Here is a 15,497-nt window from a genome sequence, read left to right as displayed (position 1 = left end):
GCGACCCGCTCCACCGTACCGCCTTAGGTTTTGGAGCTCGTGGACAGGATTGAACTGTCGACCTCTCCCTTACCAAGGGAGTGCTCTACCACTGAGCTACACGAGCCCACCACGGCCCCGCGGCCGTTCACTACCTCGCCTCGCTCCTCGCGCCGGGCGGCACGAGGCGGTGCGCTGGAGCGGGAGACGGGATTCGAACCCGCGACATTCAGCTTGGGAAGCTGACGCTCTACCAACTGAGCTACTCCCGCGTTCGCGACCGGGCCACTCCCGAAGGCTCGCCCCGGTCGTGACCGCACGGCTGGTGGGCAGGGCTGGATTCGAACCAGCGTAGGCTAAGCCAACGGATTTACAGTCCGTCCCCTTTAACCACTCGGGCACCTACCCGCGTCATAGCCGAGGTCTCGAGGCGCTTCCCTTCGCTCAGGACAGTGGAGCCACCCATCGGAATCGAACCGACAACCTTCCGATTACAAGTCGGGTGCTCTACCGATTGAGCTAGGGTGGCTGACCGCGCCACAGACCCGAAGTAAGGTAGCACTAGGCCGCTAGTCGTGTCAACTACCGTCCTGGACGGGTCTCGTGCGACCTGCCGCTCCCCGCGGCGGCACCGCGCCCGGGCGGTCGAGGCCGCTGGACCACCCGTGTCCACCCGCTCACCCTCAGCCGGCCCGCGCCTGCTAACATACTGGCGTTTGGAGGCGCCAACACATGGGACGCATTGGACCCATAGGGATACCAGAACTCCTCATCATCCTCGCCCTCGTGCTGCTCATCTTCGGTCCGAAGCGCTTGCCCGAGATGGCGAAGGGGCTCGGCCAGTCCGTGCGGGAGTTCCGCAAGGGCTTGCGCGACATGAAGAAGGACCTCGACGACGAAAGCGACGACGGCAGGACGCCCGGCGGAGCGGCGACACCCGTCGCGGCCGCCAGCGCCGGGGCGCCGTCGGCCAACGTGTCCAAGGCCGCCGGCAGCGAGGACGCCAAGTAGAGCCGGTCGACCCGTCGAAGAACGCGCGTCAGGACAGCCCGAGGCTTCAGCGTGACCCTCATCGAGCACTTCGAGGAGCTGCGTAACCGGCTCTTCATAGCGTTGCTGGCCTGGCTCGTCGCCTCCGGCGTGGCGTTCGCGTTCCGCTTCGAGGTGCTGGAGTGGCTCAAGGCGCCGCTCCCGGCCTCCATGACGCTCAACTACTTCGCGGTGCTCGAGCCGTTCACCGTGTCCATGCAGGTCGCGTCGTTCTTCGGCCTCGTCATCGCGTCGCCCGTGATCATCGGGCAGGTCTGGGGGTTCGTCGCGCCCGGGCTCTACGCCGAGGAGCGGCGCTACGCCGTGCCGTTCATCCTGTTCGCCGCGCTCGCGTTCGCCGCGGGAGTGGCCTTCTCGTACTACGTCGTGCTCCCCTTCAGCATCCCCATCCTCCTCTCCTTCCTGGGCGACGAGGCGCAGGGGCTGCTCTCCATCGGCAAGTACATCTCCACCCTGCTGATGCTCATGGCCATGTTCGGCATCATGTTCGAGCTGCCCGTGCTCGGCTTCCTGCTCGCCCGTATCGGCATCCTCCGTCACGCGCCGCTCGTCAGGTACCGCCGCTGGGCGATCGTGGGCGGAGTGGCGGCCGCCGCGATCATCACGCCGACCGGCGACCCCTTCAACCTCGCGCTCGTGGCCGTGCCGTTCCTCGTCCTCTACGAGGTGACGGTCGTCGTCGTCCGCATCTCGGAACGCCGGCACGGTTCCCAGCGTAGGATGCGCCATGCAAGAGAAGATCCAGAGCCTACGCGCTCGTATTGACACCCTGAACCTGAAGATCCTCGAGCTCGTCTCCGAACGCGCGAGCGTCGCCGCCGAGATCGGCGCCCTGCAATCCTCCATGGGCAGCTCCCAGTACGACCCCGTGCGTGAGCAGGCCATGCTGGACGCCTTGGTGGCCGCCAACCGCGGGCCGTTCGACGCCGCAACGGTCAAGAGCCTCTTCAAGCAGATCTTCCAGGCCAGCATGCAGCAGAGCCAGAAGCAGGAGAAGCGCGCGTACCTCACCTCGCGCGCCACGCAGGGCACGGACACGGTCGTGACCGTCCGCGGCGTGCCGATCGGCTCGAAGCACTCCCCCGTGCTCGTCGCCGGCCCCTGCGCCATCGAGTCCGAGGAGCAGGTGGAGGCCGTCGCCTCCCAAGTGGCCTCGCGCGGCGTCAAGCTCTTCCGCGGTGGCGCCTACAAGCCCCGCACCGACCCGTACTCCTTCCAGGGCCTCGGCGAGGAGGGCCTGAGGATCGGCCGCGAAGCGTGCGACCGGCACGACCTGGCGTTCGTCAGCGAGATCATGACGCCCTCCGACCTGCCGCTCTTCGAGGAGTACGTCGACCTCCTCCAGGTCGGCGCCCGCAACATGCAGAACTTCCACCTCCTGCGCGCCGTCGGGCGCAGCAGCAAGCCCGTGCTCCTCAAGCGCGGCCTGTCGGCCACCATCGAGGAGTGGCTGATGGCGGCCGAGTACCTCCTCAACGAGGGCAACCCGAACGTCATCCTCTGCGAGCGGGGCATCAGGACGTTCGAGCAGTACACGCGCAACACGCTCGACGTCTCCGCCGTCGCCCTCGCCAAGCTCGAGAGCCACCTGCCCGTGCTCGTGGACGTCACGCACTCCGGCGGTCGGCGCGACCTGCTCGTCGCACTCACCAAGGCCGGCCTGGCCGTCGGGGCGGACGGGATCATGGTCGAGGTCCATCCGAACCCGGCCATAGCACTGTCCGACACGAAGCAGCAGATCGACTTCCCGGCGTTCGACCGTTACCTGGACGCCACCGGCTACCACGCCAAGCTCAGCGAGAAGCGCGTGGAGCTCTACGGGTTCTAGGGGGTAGCGAACGGTGCCGGGGCTGGACGACCTCCTCTCGTTCGTCCTCCGGGCCGTCGAAGTAACGCCGGCTTACGCGCAAGGTCGCTGCCTCGTGGTGAGGAGCGGCGCCGAGGCCTGTCGCGCCTGCTTGGACGTCTGCCCTCACGAGGCCGTGCGGATCGACGAGCAGGTCGAGCTCGACGCGGTGAACTGCACGGGCTGCGGCCTCTGCGTGCGCGCCTGCCCGAGCGAGGCGTTGACGGCGCCGCCCAAGGTCGAGCCGGGACCGGCGCTGCGGTGCAGCCGCGTGGCTGGCGACGCCGCCTCCGTGCGGTGCCTGGCGCAGCTGTCCGCGGCCGACCTGGTGAGGCTGGTCGGTGACGGCGAGAGCGTGACGCTGGCGCGCGGCGAGTGCGCCGGTTGCAAGGTCGGGGGCGCGGCCGTGCCCGAGGTCGTCGCGGCCACCGCCGCGCGGGCCGGCGAGCTCCAGGCGCTCCACGGCAGGCGGCTCCTCGTGAACGTGAGTCTCCAGGCGCGCCTCGACGCCCCGGCCCCAACCAGGCGCCTCAGCCGCCGCGACCTCTTCCGGGGCGGCGCCCGCGAGGTCGCGCGGGGCGCCGTCGAGGCGCTCGCGCCGTTCGAGGCTCTGCTACCCGGCCAGGAGGGCGGGCCCGGCGGCCACGAACCGCCACCAGAGGCGTCCCGCCGCCTAAGGCTCATCGCCGCGGCGAGTCCCGCGCCGGGCGCGCTCGTCCCATGGCGCCTGCCGCGGGTCGCCGACGGCTGCATCATGTGTCCGGCGTGCACCCGCGCCTGCCCGACAGGGGCCCTGGAGCGCGACTTCAGTGGCCCGCAGGCCGTCTTGCGCCTGGGGCCCGACGCCTGCGTCGGGTGCGACGCCTGCGTCGCCGCCTGCCCCGTCCGGGTCATGAGCATGGACGACGAGGTCACCTGGGGCGAGCTGAGCGGCGGCGCCAGCGAGGCTTTCCGCTCAGGCCCGGAACGGCTGGGCACCGGGGCGGTGCCGCGCTGAACGCGGTTGCACGACCAGGGACATCCGGGGGCAGACCTCCGCGCCGCCGGAGCGTACACTTGAGCCATGACCGTCGACTCTTGGGTAATGGAAGCGGTCGCGGCAGGTTCCTCGAAAGGGTCGAGCTTGCGGGACGTGCAGCGCTACATCGATGAGCGCCACTTCGAGGAGCTCGCCGTCGACACGCTCGAAGCGGCGTTGGCCGCGCTGGTAGCGGCGGGTAAGATCTACCAGGACGGCGAACGCTACCACCCGGCGAAACGGACCTCGAAAGAGGACGCCATGAAACAGCTGTTCGGGGACGGTTGACCAGCAACGTCCCTCACTCCTAGGAGGCGGTCGATGACGACCCCGGTGGGCACGGGCAGCGCTCTGGCTCTGCACGACTTCTACGACATCGAAGCGCTGTACGACCACGAGGAGCGCCTCATCCAGGGCAGCGTGCGCGAGTACGTGCGCGCCGAGCTCCTCCCCAAGGTGGGCGAGTGGTGGCTGGAAGGCGTCTTCCCTGAGGACCTGGCCCGCAAGTTCGGTGAGCTTGGTGCTCTCGGCGTCACGCTCCCGGAGCGCTTCGGCGGCGCGGGCGCCTCGTACAGCGCGTACGGCCTCGTCTGCAAGGAGATCGAGTACGTCGACTCCGGCATGCGCTCGTTCGTGAGCGTGCAGTCGAGCCTCGTCATGTTCCCCATAAACGCCTACGCCCAAGAGCACGTGAAGGCGAAGTGGCTCCCGCTACTGGCCAGCGGCGAGGCCGTAGGCTGCTTCGGCCTGACGGAGCCGGACGCCGGTTCCGACCCGGGCGCCATGCGCACCCGCTGCCGCAAGGTCGGCGACGACTGGGTCATCACGGGCGTCAAGCGCTGGATCACGAGCGGGTCGCGCGCGCACGTGGCCATCGTGTGGGCCAAGGACGAGGAGTCCGGCAAGATCCTCGGCTTCGTGGTCGAGACGGACCGCCCCGGCTTCCAGGCCGTCGACATCAAGACGAAGGCCTCCATGCGCGCGTCAGTCACGAGCGAGCTCTACCTCGACGAGGTGAGCGTGCCGGCCGGCAACCAACTCCAGGTCACCGGGCTGAAGGGCCCCCTGTCGTGCCTCAACCAGGCGCGCTTCGGCATCGCGTTCGGCGTGCTCGGCGCGGCGCAGGCGTGCTTCGACGAGGCGGCGGCCTACGTCTCCGACCGGCCGGCCTTCGGCGAGCCGTTGGCGGCCAAGCAGCTGGTCCAGTCGCGCTTGGCGGACATGCTCTCGGAGATCACGCGCGGCAGCCTCCTCGCTTACCGCCTCGGGCGGCTCAAGGAGGAGGGCAAGGACCACCCGGCGCGCGTCTCGCTCGCCAAGCGCGACAACTGCCGCAGCGCACTGGCCGTGGCGCGCGCCGCGCGCGACCTCCTCGGCGGCAACGGCATCACGACCGAGTACGCCGCCATCAGGCACATGCTCAACCTCGAGACCGTGGCGACCTACGAAGGCACGGACACGGTCCACACGCTCGTGCTCGGACGCGAGATCACGGGCATCAACGCGTTCTGACGGCGAGTCGAAGGGTGCGCCGGACCGGAGTACTCCGGTCCGGCGCACCCTGTCTTTCAGAACGCGACCGTCTACTCCGCCGCCTCAGCGGTACTCCACCAAGCGGATGCTGGTCCGCTCGCCCTCGCCGCCGTAGGTGCTGAAGCAAGGGAACGGCATGCCTTCGGCCAAGCCGAACACGATGCTGCCGCTGTCGTCGTCGTCCGCCGGCTCGTAGGTGACCACGACGCACTCGAGACCCGCCACGTTCTCCGTGCGGTCCATCCTGACCTTGCCCATGCCGGCGACCACGTAGACGTCGCTCGTCACCGCCACGTCCTGGCCCCCAAGCGCGAACGGCAAGATGAACAGGCCCGGCCCGTAGAAGAGCATCATGGGACCGAACATGAGCATCCCGAGCGCGTCGCCGCCGCTGAACGCGTCGATCACGCCCTCTTGTGAGACGCCGTCGCTGCTGGTGCTCATGCTCGTCGTCACCGAGTAGGTCGCCCCCGTCTGGCGGACGTCGAACTCCAGGCGCACGACCGAGCCCGTGCTCGACGAGTCGCTCGTGACCTCGAAGGCGTAGAAGTGGCTGCCGCCCCCGTACGTCCCCATGTCCCAGGAGAAAGCGGCGCTCCAGCCGCCGAGGGCTAGGAGCACGAGAGGCAAGAAGCGAAGCAGAGCGCGAGGGCGTGGCATGGCGTACCTCCGAAGACTCGCTCGTTGGCGGAGCGGTCCCATCGCCCAGAAGGTAGCATGCCCGCATCCCGTCCTGGAGCGACAACCTTCGCAGGCGAACGGCGAGGGGTCGCCCTAACCGCCGAGCATCCGCGCCGCCGCGAGCAGCGCGGCGAGGACGGCCGCCCGCAGCAAGTGATAAGGCCACACGACCTTGCCTATGACGAGCCGCGCGTTCAGGTAGGAGGCGAGGTAGCCGAGCGCGGTGCCGGTCAGGAGCACCCACCACGCCATGGCGTCGGCGAAGCCGTAGGCCACCATGGCCACCGTAAGGACCATGGCGGCGAGGAGGAACAGGCGCGCCACGACCGGCTTGCGCCGGCTGACGGCCCAAGCGCCGAAGGCGTTGACCACGACGAGGCCAAGCGCCACCAGCATCAAGACGATGCGCACGACGTCAGTGTATGCGGCTGCGTAGCAGGGTGTCGACGGGGTCGCGGTCCGCGAGGACGGTTTGCAACGTCACGACCTCTAGCGGCTTATGCGTGACCTTCCCCACGCGGTTGGCGAGCCACGCGTCGCTGCTCGCCTCCGCGTCGACCACCAGCCTGAGCGAGTCGATCGCGGCGCGCCGTCCGAGGAGCCGCGCCGCGCCGATCACCTCCGCGTCGCTGTCCACGAGGCGCTCGTCCGCGCGCAGGCCCTCGTCGCGCAGTTCGTTCGGGTCGAAGAGGTGCTGGCCGACGGCCCGCTCGCCTTCGCGCTCGACCAGCCGGGTGGAGGCCTCGTCGATCGCCCATGGCCGCCCGAGCACGGCCACGTTCCGCGTGTCCGTGCGCCGGCCAAGGTCCGGGGTGGCCGCCTTCGCGTCCTTCGCCAGGGGCCTGACGCGCCCGAGGGCGCGCCTCACCGAGGTCGCGTCATGGATGAGCGACTGCAGGAACGCTACGGAGTGCGGCTCGATCGCCTCGTCGAACCAGCTCGGCACGGCGTGCAGCGGCGGCAGGCCCGGCAACGTCGAGCGCAGCTGGGCCGGGAGGTCCATCACCCACGGGTCCTGACCGACGCCGCGTGCGACCTCCGACTCGCGGACGAGTCGCGGCACCACGATCAGCTGGCAGTCGGCCAGAGCTCGCGCCTGGGCGGCCGCCAACCGGAAGGCCAGGGTGGGGACCTCGAGGAGGTCCGGATCCTGCCAAGCCTCCTTCACCGCGGGCAGCTCCGCGAACGCGGGCTCCAGGCCTGCGGCCTCGACGAGCTCGACCCAGTAACGGCCGTAGCGGCGCCACGAGAGTTGCGTCAAGAAACCGATGCGCACGAGGCGCGAGTCTACCACTCCTACGCGGCGGCCCCTGCGACGGACGCCGTGCGGGCCAACAAGGCGCGCGCCAGGACCTCGGCCGCGCCCTTGTCGAGGAACTGGTTGCCGTTGCCGCACTTGGGCGAGAGCACGCAACGCGGGCAGCCCGTCTGGCATTCGCAGGCCCCCAACAGCGCCGCGGCCGCGCCGAGCCACGCCTGGAAGACGGCGGCGCCGGCGCGCACGTAGCCCACCCCGCCAGGGTGGCCATCGTAGATGAACACCGTCGGCAGCCCCGTGGCGGGGTAGACGGGATACGACACGCCACCGACGTCGGCCCGCTCGCAGAGCACGAAGGCCGGCAACAGCCCGATGAGCGTGTGCTCGAGGGCGTGCAGCGCGGCGGGTAGCTCGGCCGCCGCCGGCGGCCCCTGCAGCCCCGTCGCCTCGAACCACATGGCATGGGTGTCGTACGCCACCTCGGGCAGGTCGAGCGGGCGTTCCTCCAAGGCGGCCTCGCTGAAGAACCGCTTGCGTACGTAGCCGGTGACCGTGTGCGTGACGCGCACCCGCCCCACCCTCACGCCCGGCGGGGGCGCGCCCAAGACCCCGGCCCCTTCCGACTCCGGCAGCGGGCCGAGCACCTCGATGTCCGTCTCGGAGCGCGGCTGCGTGTAGTAGTCCTCGATGTGCGGGAGCAGCCGCGCGACGCCGGCGTGCAGGTCCAGCTCGGCGACGAGGTACTGCTCGCCCTGGTGCAGGTAGACGGCCCCCGGGTGGAGCTCGCGCAGCGCCGTGGCGAAGTCGGTTACCCCGACGGTGTGGCCGAGACCGTCCTTGAGCTTCACCCTGCGGCCGCCGCCACCGCGCAGCTCGATGCGCCGGTGCGGGTAGCGGCGGCGGCTGGCGAAAGTGCCGTCACGCAGCGTCACCAGTCCGTCGACGGCGCCTAGGTCGAGCCACGGCGCCAGGAGGCTCTCTCCGGGAGCGATGGGCGCCTCCGCGGCCGCACATACCACGTGACGCGGGTGCAGGACGTCGTTGAAGGGGTCGGCCACCGCGTCCTCGACGGGGCCGTCGAGCAGAGCGTCCGGATGGCCGACGTAGTACTCGTCGAGTGGATCGGCGCCCGGGATGAGGAGCGTCAGCGCGCGTCCACCTGCGCGACCGGCCCGACCGGAACGTTGCCACATGGCCATCTTGGAGCCGGGGTAGCCGACCATGACCACGGCGTCGACGCCCCCGATGTCGACGCCGAGCTCGAGAGCGCTCGTGCTCGTGAGGACGGTAAGGGCGCCTGCGCGGAAGGCGTCCTCGAGGGCCGCACGGGCCTCCGGCGTGTAGCCGGCGCGGTAGCTCTCGATGCGCTCGGCGAGCCCGTCCCCCAGCAGACCCGCGGCGTAGCGCCGCACCAGCTCTGCGCCCTTGCGCGAGTTGCAGAAGAAGATGCTCTTGACGTCCGACCTGACGAACTCGGCCGCGAGCGCCGCCGCCTCGGAGTTGACCGAGCGCCGCCGGTCACCCCCTGGCACGAGCGGCGGGCGCCAGAAGACGAACTCGCGCGCGCCCCGCGGGGCGGAGTCGTCCGCGACGACCTCGAACGGGCGCCCGACGAGGCGTTCGGCGTGCTGACCGGGGTTGCCGACGGTCGCGGAGGCGGCCACCACGGTGGGAGCGGCGCCGTAGCGGGCCGCGACGCGCAGGAGGCGGCGCACGACGTTGGCGACGTGCGAGCCGAGCACCCCGCGGTAGGCGTGCAGCTCGTCGAGGACGAGGTAGCGCAAGCGAGCGAGGAACGGCGCCCACGCCGCGTGGTACGGCAGGATGCCGTAATGCAGCATGTCGGGGTTCGTGAGGAGGGCGCCGGCCGCGGCACGGATACCCGCGCGGCGCTCCGCAGCCGTGTCGCCGTCGTAGAGATGGATGCGCTCGGCCGCGTCGCCAAGCCCGACGGCGCCGGCCAGACCGCGGAGCTTCAGGAGCTGGTCGCCTGCCAAGGCCTTCGTGGGGTACAGGAGGAGGCTGGTGCCCCCGGCGTCCAGCTCGGACAGGACGGGCACTTGGAAGACCAAGGACTTCCCCGAGGCCGTTGCCGTGGCCACGACGACGTCGCGCCCCTCGGCGGCGGCGCGTAACGCTGCCGCCTGATGCGCGTAAGGCGAGAAGCCGGCGCGGCGGAGCAGCTCCGCGAACGGCCCCGCATAAGCGCTCTCCTCGCCGCGCTTACGCGGGGGGAAGAAGTGGTACGCCGCCACCTGCCCCTCGTACTCCGGGAGCTGGGTGAGGTAGGCGTGGAAGCTCTGGGTCGGGTCTCGTGCCACTCCAGGGGAGAGCCTACCGTCGCGTGCGCCCGGTCTACGTCGGGCCCACCACCCCGCTGCCCGACTCGCCCAAGGCCGACGGTCGCGTTAGAGTCGTGTAAGTGCAGTCCGCCTTCTTGCTAAGCCTGTACCTGTTCGAGCTGCCGTACCTCTTCCTCATGCTCATGGTGATCGTCGGGGCGTTGCGGCGGGTGCCCGTGCGGCGGAGCGCGGTCACGCCAAGCGTTAGCGTGGTCCTGCCCGCCCACGACGAGGCCGCCTCCCTGCCGGCCTGCCTCGCGTCGCTGGCCGCCCAGCGCTACGCGGGCGCCGTCGAGTTCGTGGTCGTCGACGACCGCTCGACGGACGCGACGCGCGCGGTCATCGAGCGCTTCGCGGCCACGGACCCGCGCTTCAAGCTCGTGACGGTCGCCGAGCCGAGCCGCAGGCTCTCCCCCAAGGTCAACGCCGTCGATCATGGCATCCGCGCCTCGCGCGGCGAGATCGTCCTCGCGACGGACGCCGACTGCCTCCACCATCCGGACTGGGTGGCCGGGATGGCGTCGCACTTCGCGGACGACGTCGTCATGGTGGCCGGCTACGTGTCGACTAGCGCGCCGGGCGAAGCGCGGACGCTCCTACAGCGCTTCGAGTCCGTCGACTGGTTCACCCTCATGCTCGTCTCCCGCAGCCTGACGCGCTTCGGCCTCAAGTACGCCAGCAGCGCCAACAACCTCGCCTACCGCCGCTCCGCCTTCGACGCCTGCGGGGGCTTCGGCGCGGCAGGCAGAGCGCCGAGCGGTGACGAGGACCTACTGACGCAGCGTCTGGGCCGGCTCCCGGGTGCCACCGTCGTCTTCGCGGAGGGCCCGGAGTGCCGCGTACTGACCAAGGGCGCCGGCTCGCTCGCCGCCCTCGTGCGCCAGCGCCGCCGCTGGGTGAGCCGCTACCACCATGTGCTGCACTACCATCCGGCGTTCCTGGCCGGCATCGGCACGCTCGGGCTGCAGAGCGTCTGGCTCACGCTCGCCGTCCTGCTGCTCCCGTTCGCGCCAGGCATGGCGCCCTGGGTGCTCGGGCTCGGGCTCGTCAAGGCGACCGTCGAGTACGTCGGCATGGGCATCGGCACCCGTCACTGGGCGCGCCGCGACCTGTGGGGTCTCACCACGCTCTGGTGGTCGCTGCTGCACCCCGCCTTCATCGCCACGGCCGTCGTTGGGTCGTTCCTCAAGCCGAGCGCTTGGCGCGCCGGCGCGCAGCCGTACCGGCGGCGGTTCTTCCAGCGACGCTTGCGGCTCTTCAGGCGCCGGGTCAAGGCCGGAGTCGCGCGGTACTGAACGGAGTCGTTAGCGTGCTGGGTGGACGCAGATGTCGCGGGGCGGCAGCCCGCTAGCCGGCACCGACCTGAGCGCGGGTCACCGCCGTCGTCGCCCTTCAGACGCTAGGGGCGGTGTTGGTCGCAAATGCGGTGCTAAACTTACATAACTTGCGTGCCCTCGGCTACGGCCCGGTAAGCACGCCACCGGAGGCTGCAATGAAGGTACTCATCCTAGGCGGGGACGGCTTCTGTGGTTGGCCGACGAGCCTGCACTTGAGCGACCTGGGTCACGACGTCGTGATCGTCGACAACCTGTCGCGCCGCGACATCGACAACGAGCTGGAGGCCGGCAGCCTCACGCCCATCCAGCCCATGGGCCTCCGCCTGGCCGCCTGGAAGGAGCTGACTGGCAAGACGATCGGCTTCCACAACCTGGACGTGGCGCAGGACTACGCCGGCCTCCTCGACCTCATCGAGAGCGAGCGCCCCGACGCCATCGTGCACTTCGCCGAACAGCGCGCCGCGCCCTACTCGATGAAGAGCAGCGGCAACAAACGCTACACGGTGGACAACAACGTCAACGCCACGCACAACGTGCTGGCCGCCATCGTGGAGAGCGGTCAGGACATCCACCTGGCGCACCTGGGCACCATGGGCGTCTACGGTTACGGCACGGCCGGCATGAAGATCCCGGAGGGCTACCTCGAGATCGAGGTGACCACCGACGACGGTCGCAAGGTGCGGCAGGAGGTGCTCTACCCGACCAACCCGGGGAGCGTCTACCACATGACGAAGTCGCTCGACCAGATCCTCTTCGCCTACTACGCGAAGAACGACCGGCTGCGCCTGACCGACCTGCACCAGGGCATCGTGTGGGGCACCAACACGCCGCAGACCAAGCTCGACGAGCGGCTCATCAACCGCTTCGACTACGACGGCGACTACGGCACGGTCCTGAACCGCTTCCTCATGCAGGCCGCGGTCGGCTACCCCCTCACCGTCCACGGCACGGGCGGCCAGACGCGCGCCTTCATCCACATCACCGACACGGTCAAGTGCGTCCAGCTCGCCCTCGAGAACCCGCCCAAGCGCGGGGAGCGCGTGAGGATCCTCAACCAGATGACGGAGACGCACCGCGTGCGCGACCTGGCCAAGCTCGTGGCCTCGATGACGGGCAGCGAGATCGCGTTCACGCCCAACCCGCGCCGGGAGGACGCCGAGAACGACCTGTTCGTCAGGAACGACCTCTTCCTCGGCCTCGGCCTGGAACCCACGACGTTGCAGGAAGGGCTCCTCGCCGAGGTGACGGACGTCGCGCGGAAGTACGCCGGGCGGGCCGACCTCTCCAAGATCCCGGCCAAGAGCACGTGGACGCGCGACAACCTCCCCGGCGACCCGGCCCTCGCGCAGCCGCAGTCGGTCGGCAAAGCCTGACACGACGCCGGTTCGGGCCGTGACGGGGCGAGCGCCAGGCGGACCGCGGTGAGGATCGCGCTCTTCACGGAGGTCTTCCTCCCGAAGGTCGACGGCATCGTCACGCGCATCACGCGCACGCTCGAGCAGTTGGCGGTGCTGGGCCACGAGGTGCTCGTCTTCGCACCGCACGACCCACCGGAGTCGTACGCGGGTCACCGGGTCGTCAAGGTGCCGGCCCTCCCCTTCAGGCCGTGGTACCCGGAGCTCTTCCTCGGGCTCCCCCGGCCCCGGTTGGGCCGCGAGCTCGACCGCTTCCGCCCCGAGGTCGTCCACGTCGTCAACCCGGTCGTGCTCGGCCTGTGGGGCACGGCGCTCGCCAAGCAGCGCAACCTGCCGCTCCTGGCGAGCTACCACACGGACATCACGCAGTACGCCCTGCACCTGAAGCTCCCGCTACTGCAGGAGCCGTCTCGGCGCTTCCTGCGCGACGTGCACAACCAGGCGCACGTGAACCTCTGCACGAGCATGCCGATGGTTAAGTCGGCGCGCGCGCTAGGCATCCAGCGCGTGCGCCTCTGGCCGAAGGCCGTCGACACGGAGCTGTACCGCCCCGAACGGCGCACCAAGGCCATGCGCGAGCGCCTGACGGACGGCAACCCGGAAGCGCCGCTCATGACCTACGTCGGCCGCCTCTCGTTCGAGAAGCGCCTCGACTGGCTGTACGGCCCCGTAACCCGGCTGCCCGGCGTGCGCCTCGCGCTGGTGGGCTCGGGCCCGGCCGAGGCCGACCTCAAGCGCCGCTTCAAGGGCACCAACACGGTGTTCACCGGCTACATGTCGGGCCTGGAGCTGGCCGCGGCGTACGCGAGCTCGGACGTCTTCGCGTTCCCGTCCGACACGGAGACGCTCGGCTTCGTCGCCATGGAGGCCATGGCGTCGGGCGTGCCGGCCGTCGGCGCGCGGGCCGGCGGCATCCCGGACGTCATCAAGGACGGCGAGAACGGCCTCCTCTTCACGCCTGGCGACCTCGGCGACCTCACGGACAAGCTCGGCAACCTGCTCTTCGACCCCGAGCTGCGCGCCAAGCTCGGCGCGCGCGCCAGGGCGGACATGGAGCGGCACGGCTGGCGCGCCGCCACCCAGGCGCTCGTCGACTACTACGACCTCGCCATCAAGGTGCGCGAGCGGTTCGACCCGCCGAGCGTCTACTGACCGGCGAGCGTCGACCCCGGCACGCAAGACGCCCGCGCCGTCACGCGCGCCACGTAGGCCGCACGGCCGTCACACGCGCGCGACGATCACGGGTCCGTCCGGACCCGGCATCACGTCGACGTCGGCGCGGAAGACGCTCCTCAACGTCCCGGGCAGCAGCACGTCGCGAGGCGCGCCCTCGGCCACGACGTGGCCCCCGTCCAGCAGGACGAGGCGGTCGCAGGCGCGCGCCGCCAGGTTCAGGTCGTGGATCACCAGCAGCACCCCGAGGCCGGCGGCGGCCTGCGCCCGGGCGTGCCTGAGCAGCTCCACCTGGAAGCGCAGGTCGAGGTGGTTGGTCGGCTCGTCGAGGAGGAGGTAACCAGGCTCCTGCGCGAGGGCGCGGGCGAACACCACCCGCTGCCGCTCGCCGCCCGACAACGTCTCGACGAAGCGCGCCGCGAAGGCGGTCGTCTCCGTGACCGCCATGGCGTGCTCGATGACGGCCGCGTCGCGCGCCCTGGGAGAGCCGAACAGGCCCAGATGCGGCGCGCGCCCCATGGCGATCACCTCACGCACGCGGTAGCCGACGGGCACCTCGGGCGCCTGGGCGACGAGCGCCACCTTGCGCGCCAGGGCGGCGCGCGACAGGCGCGCCACGTCCACGCCGTCGATGGCGCACGCGCCGAGTTGCGGCCTCACGAGGCGCGTCACGACCCGCAGGAGCGTGCTCTTCCCGGCCCCGTTCGGTCCCACCACCCCGACGACCTCGCCGGGCCTCAGGACCAAGGCGACGTCCTCCAGGACGAGGGGCGCCCCAGGCGCGAACCTGACGCTCACGTGCTCGAGCCTCACGCAGGCGCTCACCGCTCGTCCGCCCTGCCCTTCAGCAACCAGAGGAAGAACGGCCCGCCGACGACGGCCGTGACGATACCCACCGGGACCTCGACGGGCGCGATGACCTGACGCGCGAGCAGATCGGCGAGGATCATGAAGCTGGCGCCCCAGAGCGTCGCCATGGGCAGCAGCCTGCCGTGCGGCCGGCCGAGGGCCAGGCGCGCCGCGTGCGGGACGACGAGCCCGACGAACCCGATGATCCCGGCCACGCTCACCGCCGCGGCCGTCACGAGCGTCGCGACGCCGAGGAGGAGGAGCTTCGTCCGCTCCACCCCGAGGCCGAGCAGCGCGGCGCCCTCCTCGCCGAGCTGCAGGAGGTCGAGCGCCCGCGAGAACGCCCCCACGAGGGCAAGGGCCGGCAGCGCCACGGCGGCCATGAGCCCGACCTGCCGCCACGTCGAGAAGCCGAAGCCGCCGAGGAGCCAGGCCAGGATGCCGCCGGCCTGCTCCCTCGCCGCCACGAGGAGGAAGGAGGTGCCGGCAGTGAACAGCGAGCTGATCACGACACCGGCGAGGACGAGACGGACGGTGGGCAGGGCGCCGCCGACGCGGGCGAGGAAGACGACGAGCAGGACCGTGGCGAGGGCGCACACGAAGGCCGCCGCCGGGGCGCCCAGGCCCGCCAGGACGGGCACAGACGCCCCGAGGCTCATGACGAGGACGGCGCCGAAGCCCGCGCCGCTGGCCGTGCCGATCAGGTAGGGGTCCGCGAGCGGGTTCCTGAACACGCCCTGGAAGACGGCGCCCGCGAGCGCGAGGCCGCCGCCGACGAGCCCCGCCAGCAGCACGCGCGGGAGGCGCAGCTGCCAGACGACCGTCTCCAGAGGGCGGAGCCGTTCGCCCGCGAGCCCCTTGCGCACGGCGCTCACGACGACGTCCGGCGTCACCGTCACGCTGCCGACGGCGATCGCGACGACGATGACCGCCACCAGCGCGGCGGCGCTGGCGGCCAGGATCAGGAGCTGGCTACGGCCACCGCCGCGCCGGCTCGTAGGCTCGCGTCCCGTCAT

General features: G+C 70.8%; 15 protein-coding genes and 4 tRNA genes. 9 read left to right on the top strand and 10 right to left on the bottom strand.

Annotated elements, in window-relative coordinates; all coding sequences use genetic code 11:
• Nucleotides 1-31 precede the first annotated feature (31 nt).
• The 4 genes from M9914_07325 to M9914_07310 all read right to left on the bottom strand — a co-directional run bounded on the left by M9914_07325 (nucleotide 32) and on the right by M9914_07310 (nucleotide 508).
• Nucleotides 32-106 (bottom strand) — tRNA-Thr (locus M9914_07325).
• A 69-nt stretch (nucleotides 107-175) separates the two neighbouring features.
• Nucleotides 176-251 (bottom strand) — tRNA-Gly (locus M9914_07320).
• Nucleotides 252-302: 51 nt separating this feature from the next.
• Nucleotides 303-387, bottom strand: a tRNA-Tyr gene (locus M9914_07315).
• Between the two features lie 45 nt (nucleotides 388-432).
• Nucleotides 433-508: transfer RNA gene (locus M9914_07310), tRNA-Thr, on the bottom strand.
• Nucleotides 509-711: 203 nt separating this feature from the next.
• Between M9914_07310 and M9914_07305 the strand changes: the two genes are divergently transcribed.
• From M9914_07305 to M9914_07280, 6 genes are all read left to right on the top strand, one after another.
• The gene (locus M9914_07305) at nucleotides 712-990 is read left to right on the top strand and encodes a twin-arginine translocase TatA/TatE family subunit (GenBank protein MCO5173989.1); all 279 of its coding nucleotides are present in this window, start codon (nucleotides 712-714) and stop codon (nucleotides 988-990) included.
• Nucleotides 991-1,041: 51 nt separating this feature from the next.
• Nucleotides 1,042-1,794 carry a twin-arginine translocase subunit TatC gene (gene tatC, locus M9914_07300; protein ID MCO5173988.1) on the top strand — a complete coding sequence of 251 codons (753 nt, stop codon included), beginning with the start codon at nucleotides 1,042-1,044 and terminating at the stop codon, nucleotides 1,792-1,794.
• The gene (locus M9914_07295) at nucleotides 1,757-2,857 is read left to right on the top strand and encodes a bifunctional 3-deoxy-7-phosphoheptulonate synthase/chorismate mutase (GenBank protein MCO5173987.1); all 1,101 of its coding nucleotides are present in this window, start codon (nucleotides 1,757-1,759) and stop codon (nucleotides 2,855-2,857) included. The genes tatC and M9914_07295 overlap by 38 nt, the downstream gene beginning before the upstream one ends.
• Nucleotides 2,858-2,870: 13 nt before the next feature.
• A complete protein-coding gene (locus M9914_07290; GenBank protein MCO5173986.1) occupies nucleotides 2,871-3,872 on the top strand; it encodes a 4Fe-4S dicluster domain-containing protein in 1,002 nt (333 codons plus the stop codon).
• Between the two features lie 66 nt (nucleotides 3,873-3,938).
• The gene (locus tag M9914_07285; protein ID MCO5173985.1) at nucleotides 3,939-4,181 is read left to right on the top strand and encodes a hypothetical protein; all 243 of its coding nucleotides are present in this window, start codon (nucleotides 3,939-3,941) and stop codon (nucleotides 4,179-4,181) included.
• A 33-nt stretch (nucleotides 4,182-4,214) separates the two neighbouring features.
• Complete coding sequence (locus M9914_07280; GenBank protein ID MCO5173984.1) at nucleotides 4,215-5,405, top strand: acyl-CoA dehydrogenase family protein; 1,191 nt, start codon at nucleotides 4,215-4,217, stop codon at nucleotides 5,403-5,405.
• An 84-nt stretch (nucleotides 5,406-5,489) separates the two neighbouring features.
• Here the strand turns inward: M9914_07280 and M9914_07275 are convergent, their stop codons facing one another.
• From M9914_07275 to M9914_07260, 4 genes are all read right to left on the bottom strand, one after another.
• Nucleotides 5,490-6,056 (bottom strand): hypothetical protein, encoded by a 567-nt coding sequence (locus tag M9914_07275; protein ID MCO5173983.1) that lies wholly within the window; start codon nucleotides 6,054-6,056, stop codon nucleotides 5,490-5,492.
• Nucleotides 6,057-6,200: 144 nt separating this feature from the next.
• Complete coding sequence (locus M9914_07270) at nucleotides 6,201-6,518, bottom strand: hypothetical protein (GenBank protein MCO5173982.1); 318 nt, start codon at nucleotides 6,516-6,518, stop codon at nucleotides 6,201-6,203.
• A gap of 4 nt (nucleotides 6,519-6,522) precedes the next feature.
• On the bottom strand, nucleotides 6,523-7,383 hold the full coding sequence (locus M9914_07265; protein ID MCO5173981.1) for a hypothetical protein: 861 nt from the start codon (nucleotides 7,381-7,383) through the stop codon (nucleotides 6,523-6,525).
• A 20-nt stretch (nucleotides 7,384-7,403) separates the two neighbouring features.
• Nucleotides 7,404-9,686: a DEAD/DEAH box helicase gene (locus M9914_07260; GenBank protein MCO5173980.1), complete on the bottom strand. Its 2,283-nt coding sequence runs from the start codon at nucleotides 9,684-9,686 to the stop codon at nucleotides 7,404-7,406.
• A 101-nt stretch (nucleotides 9,687-9,787) separates the two neighbouring features.
• Between M9914_07260 and M9914_07255 the strand changes: the two genes are divergently transcribed.
• From M9914_07255 to M9914_07245, 3 genes are all read left to right on the top strand, one after another.
• Nucleotides 9,788-11,002: a glycosyltransferase gene (locus M9914_07255; protein MCO5173979.1), complete on the top strand. Its 1,215-nt coding sequence runs from the start codon at nucleotides 9,788-9,790 to the stop codon at nucleotides 11,000-11,002.
• Between the two features lie 197 nt (nucleotides 11,003-11,199).
• Nucleotides 11,200-12,417 (top strand): NAD-dependent epimerase/dehydratase family protein, encoded by a 1,218-nt coding sequence (locus tag M9914_07250; GenBank protein MCO5173978.1) that lies wholly within the window; start codon nucleotides 11,200-11,202, stop codon nucleotides 12,415-12,417.
• Between the two features lie 48 nt (nucleotides 12,418-12,465).
• Nucleotides 12,466-13,611 carry a glycosyltransferase gene (locus M9914_07245; protein MCO5173977.1) on the top strand — a complete coding sequence of 382 codons (1,146 nt, stop codon included), beginning with the start codon at nucleotides 12,466-12,468 and terminating at the stop codon, nucleotides 13,609-13,611.
• A 69-nt stretch (nucleotides 13,612-13,680) separates the two neighbouring features.
• On the opposite strand, the gene M9914_07240 is transcribed toward M9914_07245, so the two are convergent.
• Both M9914_07240 and M9914_07235 read right to left on the bottom strand, forming a co-directional pair.
• Nucleotides 13,681-14,430 (bottom strand): ABC transporter ATP-binding protein, encoded by a 750-nt coding sequence (locus M9914_07240; GenBank protein MCO5173976.1) that lies wholly within the window; start codon nucleotides 14,428-14,430, stop codon nucleotides 13,681-13,683.
• A 23-nt stretch (nucleotides 14,431-14,453) separates the two neighbouring features.
• A complete protein-coding gene (locus tag M9914_07235; protein ID MCO5173975.1) occupies nucleotides 14,454-15,497 on the bottom strand; it encodes an iron ABC transporter permease in 1,044 nt (347 codons plus the stop codon).

This window comes from Trueperaceae bacterium (assembly GCA_023954415.1).
Lineage (GTDB): Bacteria > Deinococcota > Deinococci > Deinococcales > Trueperaceae > JAAYYF01.
The sequence above is the reverse complement of the archived record's forward strand: the minus strand, read 5'-3'. Positions and strand labels throughout refer to the sequence as shown.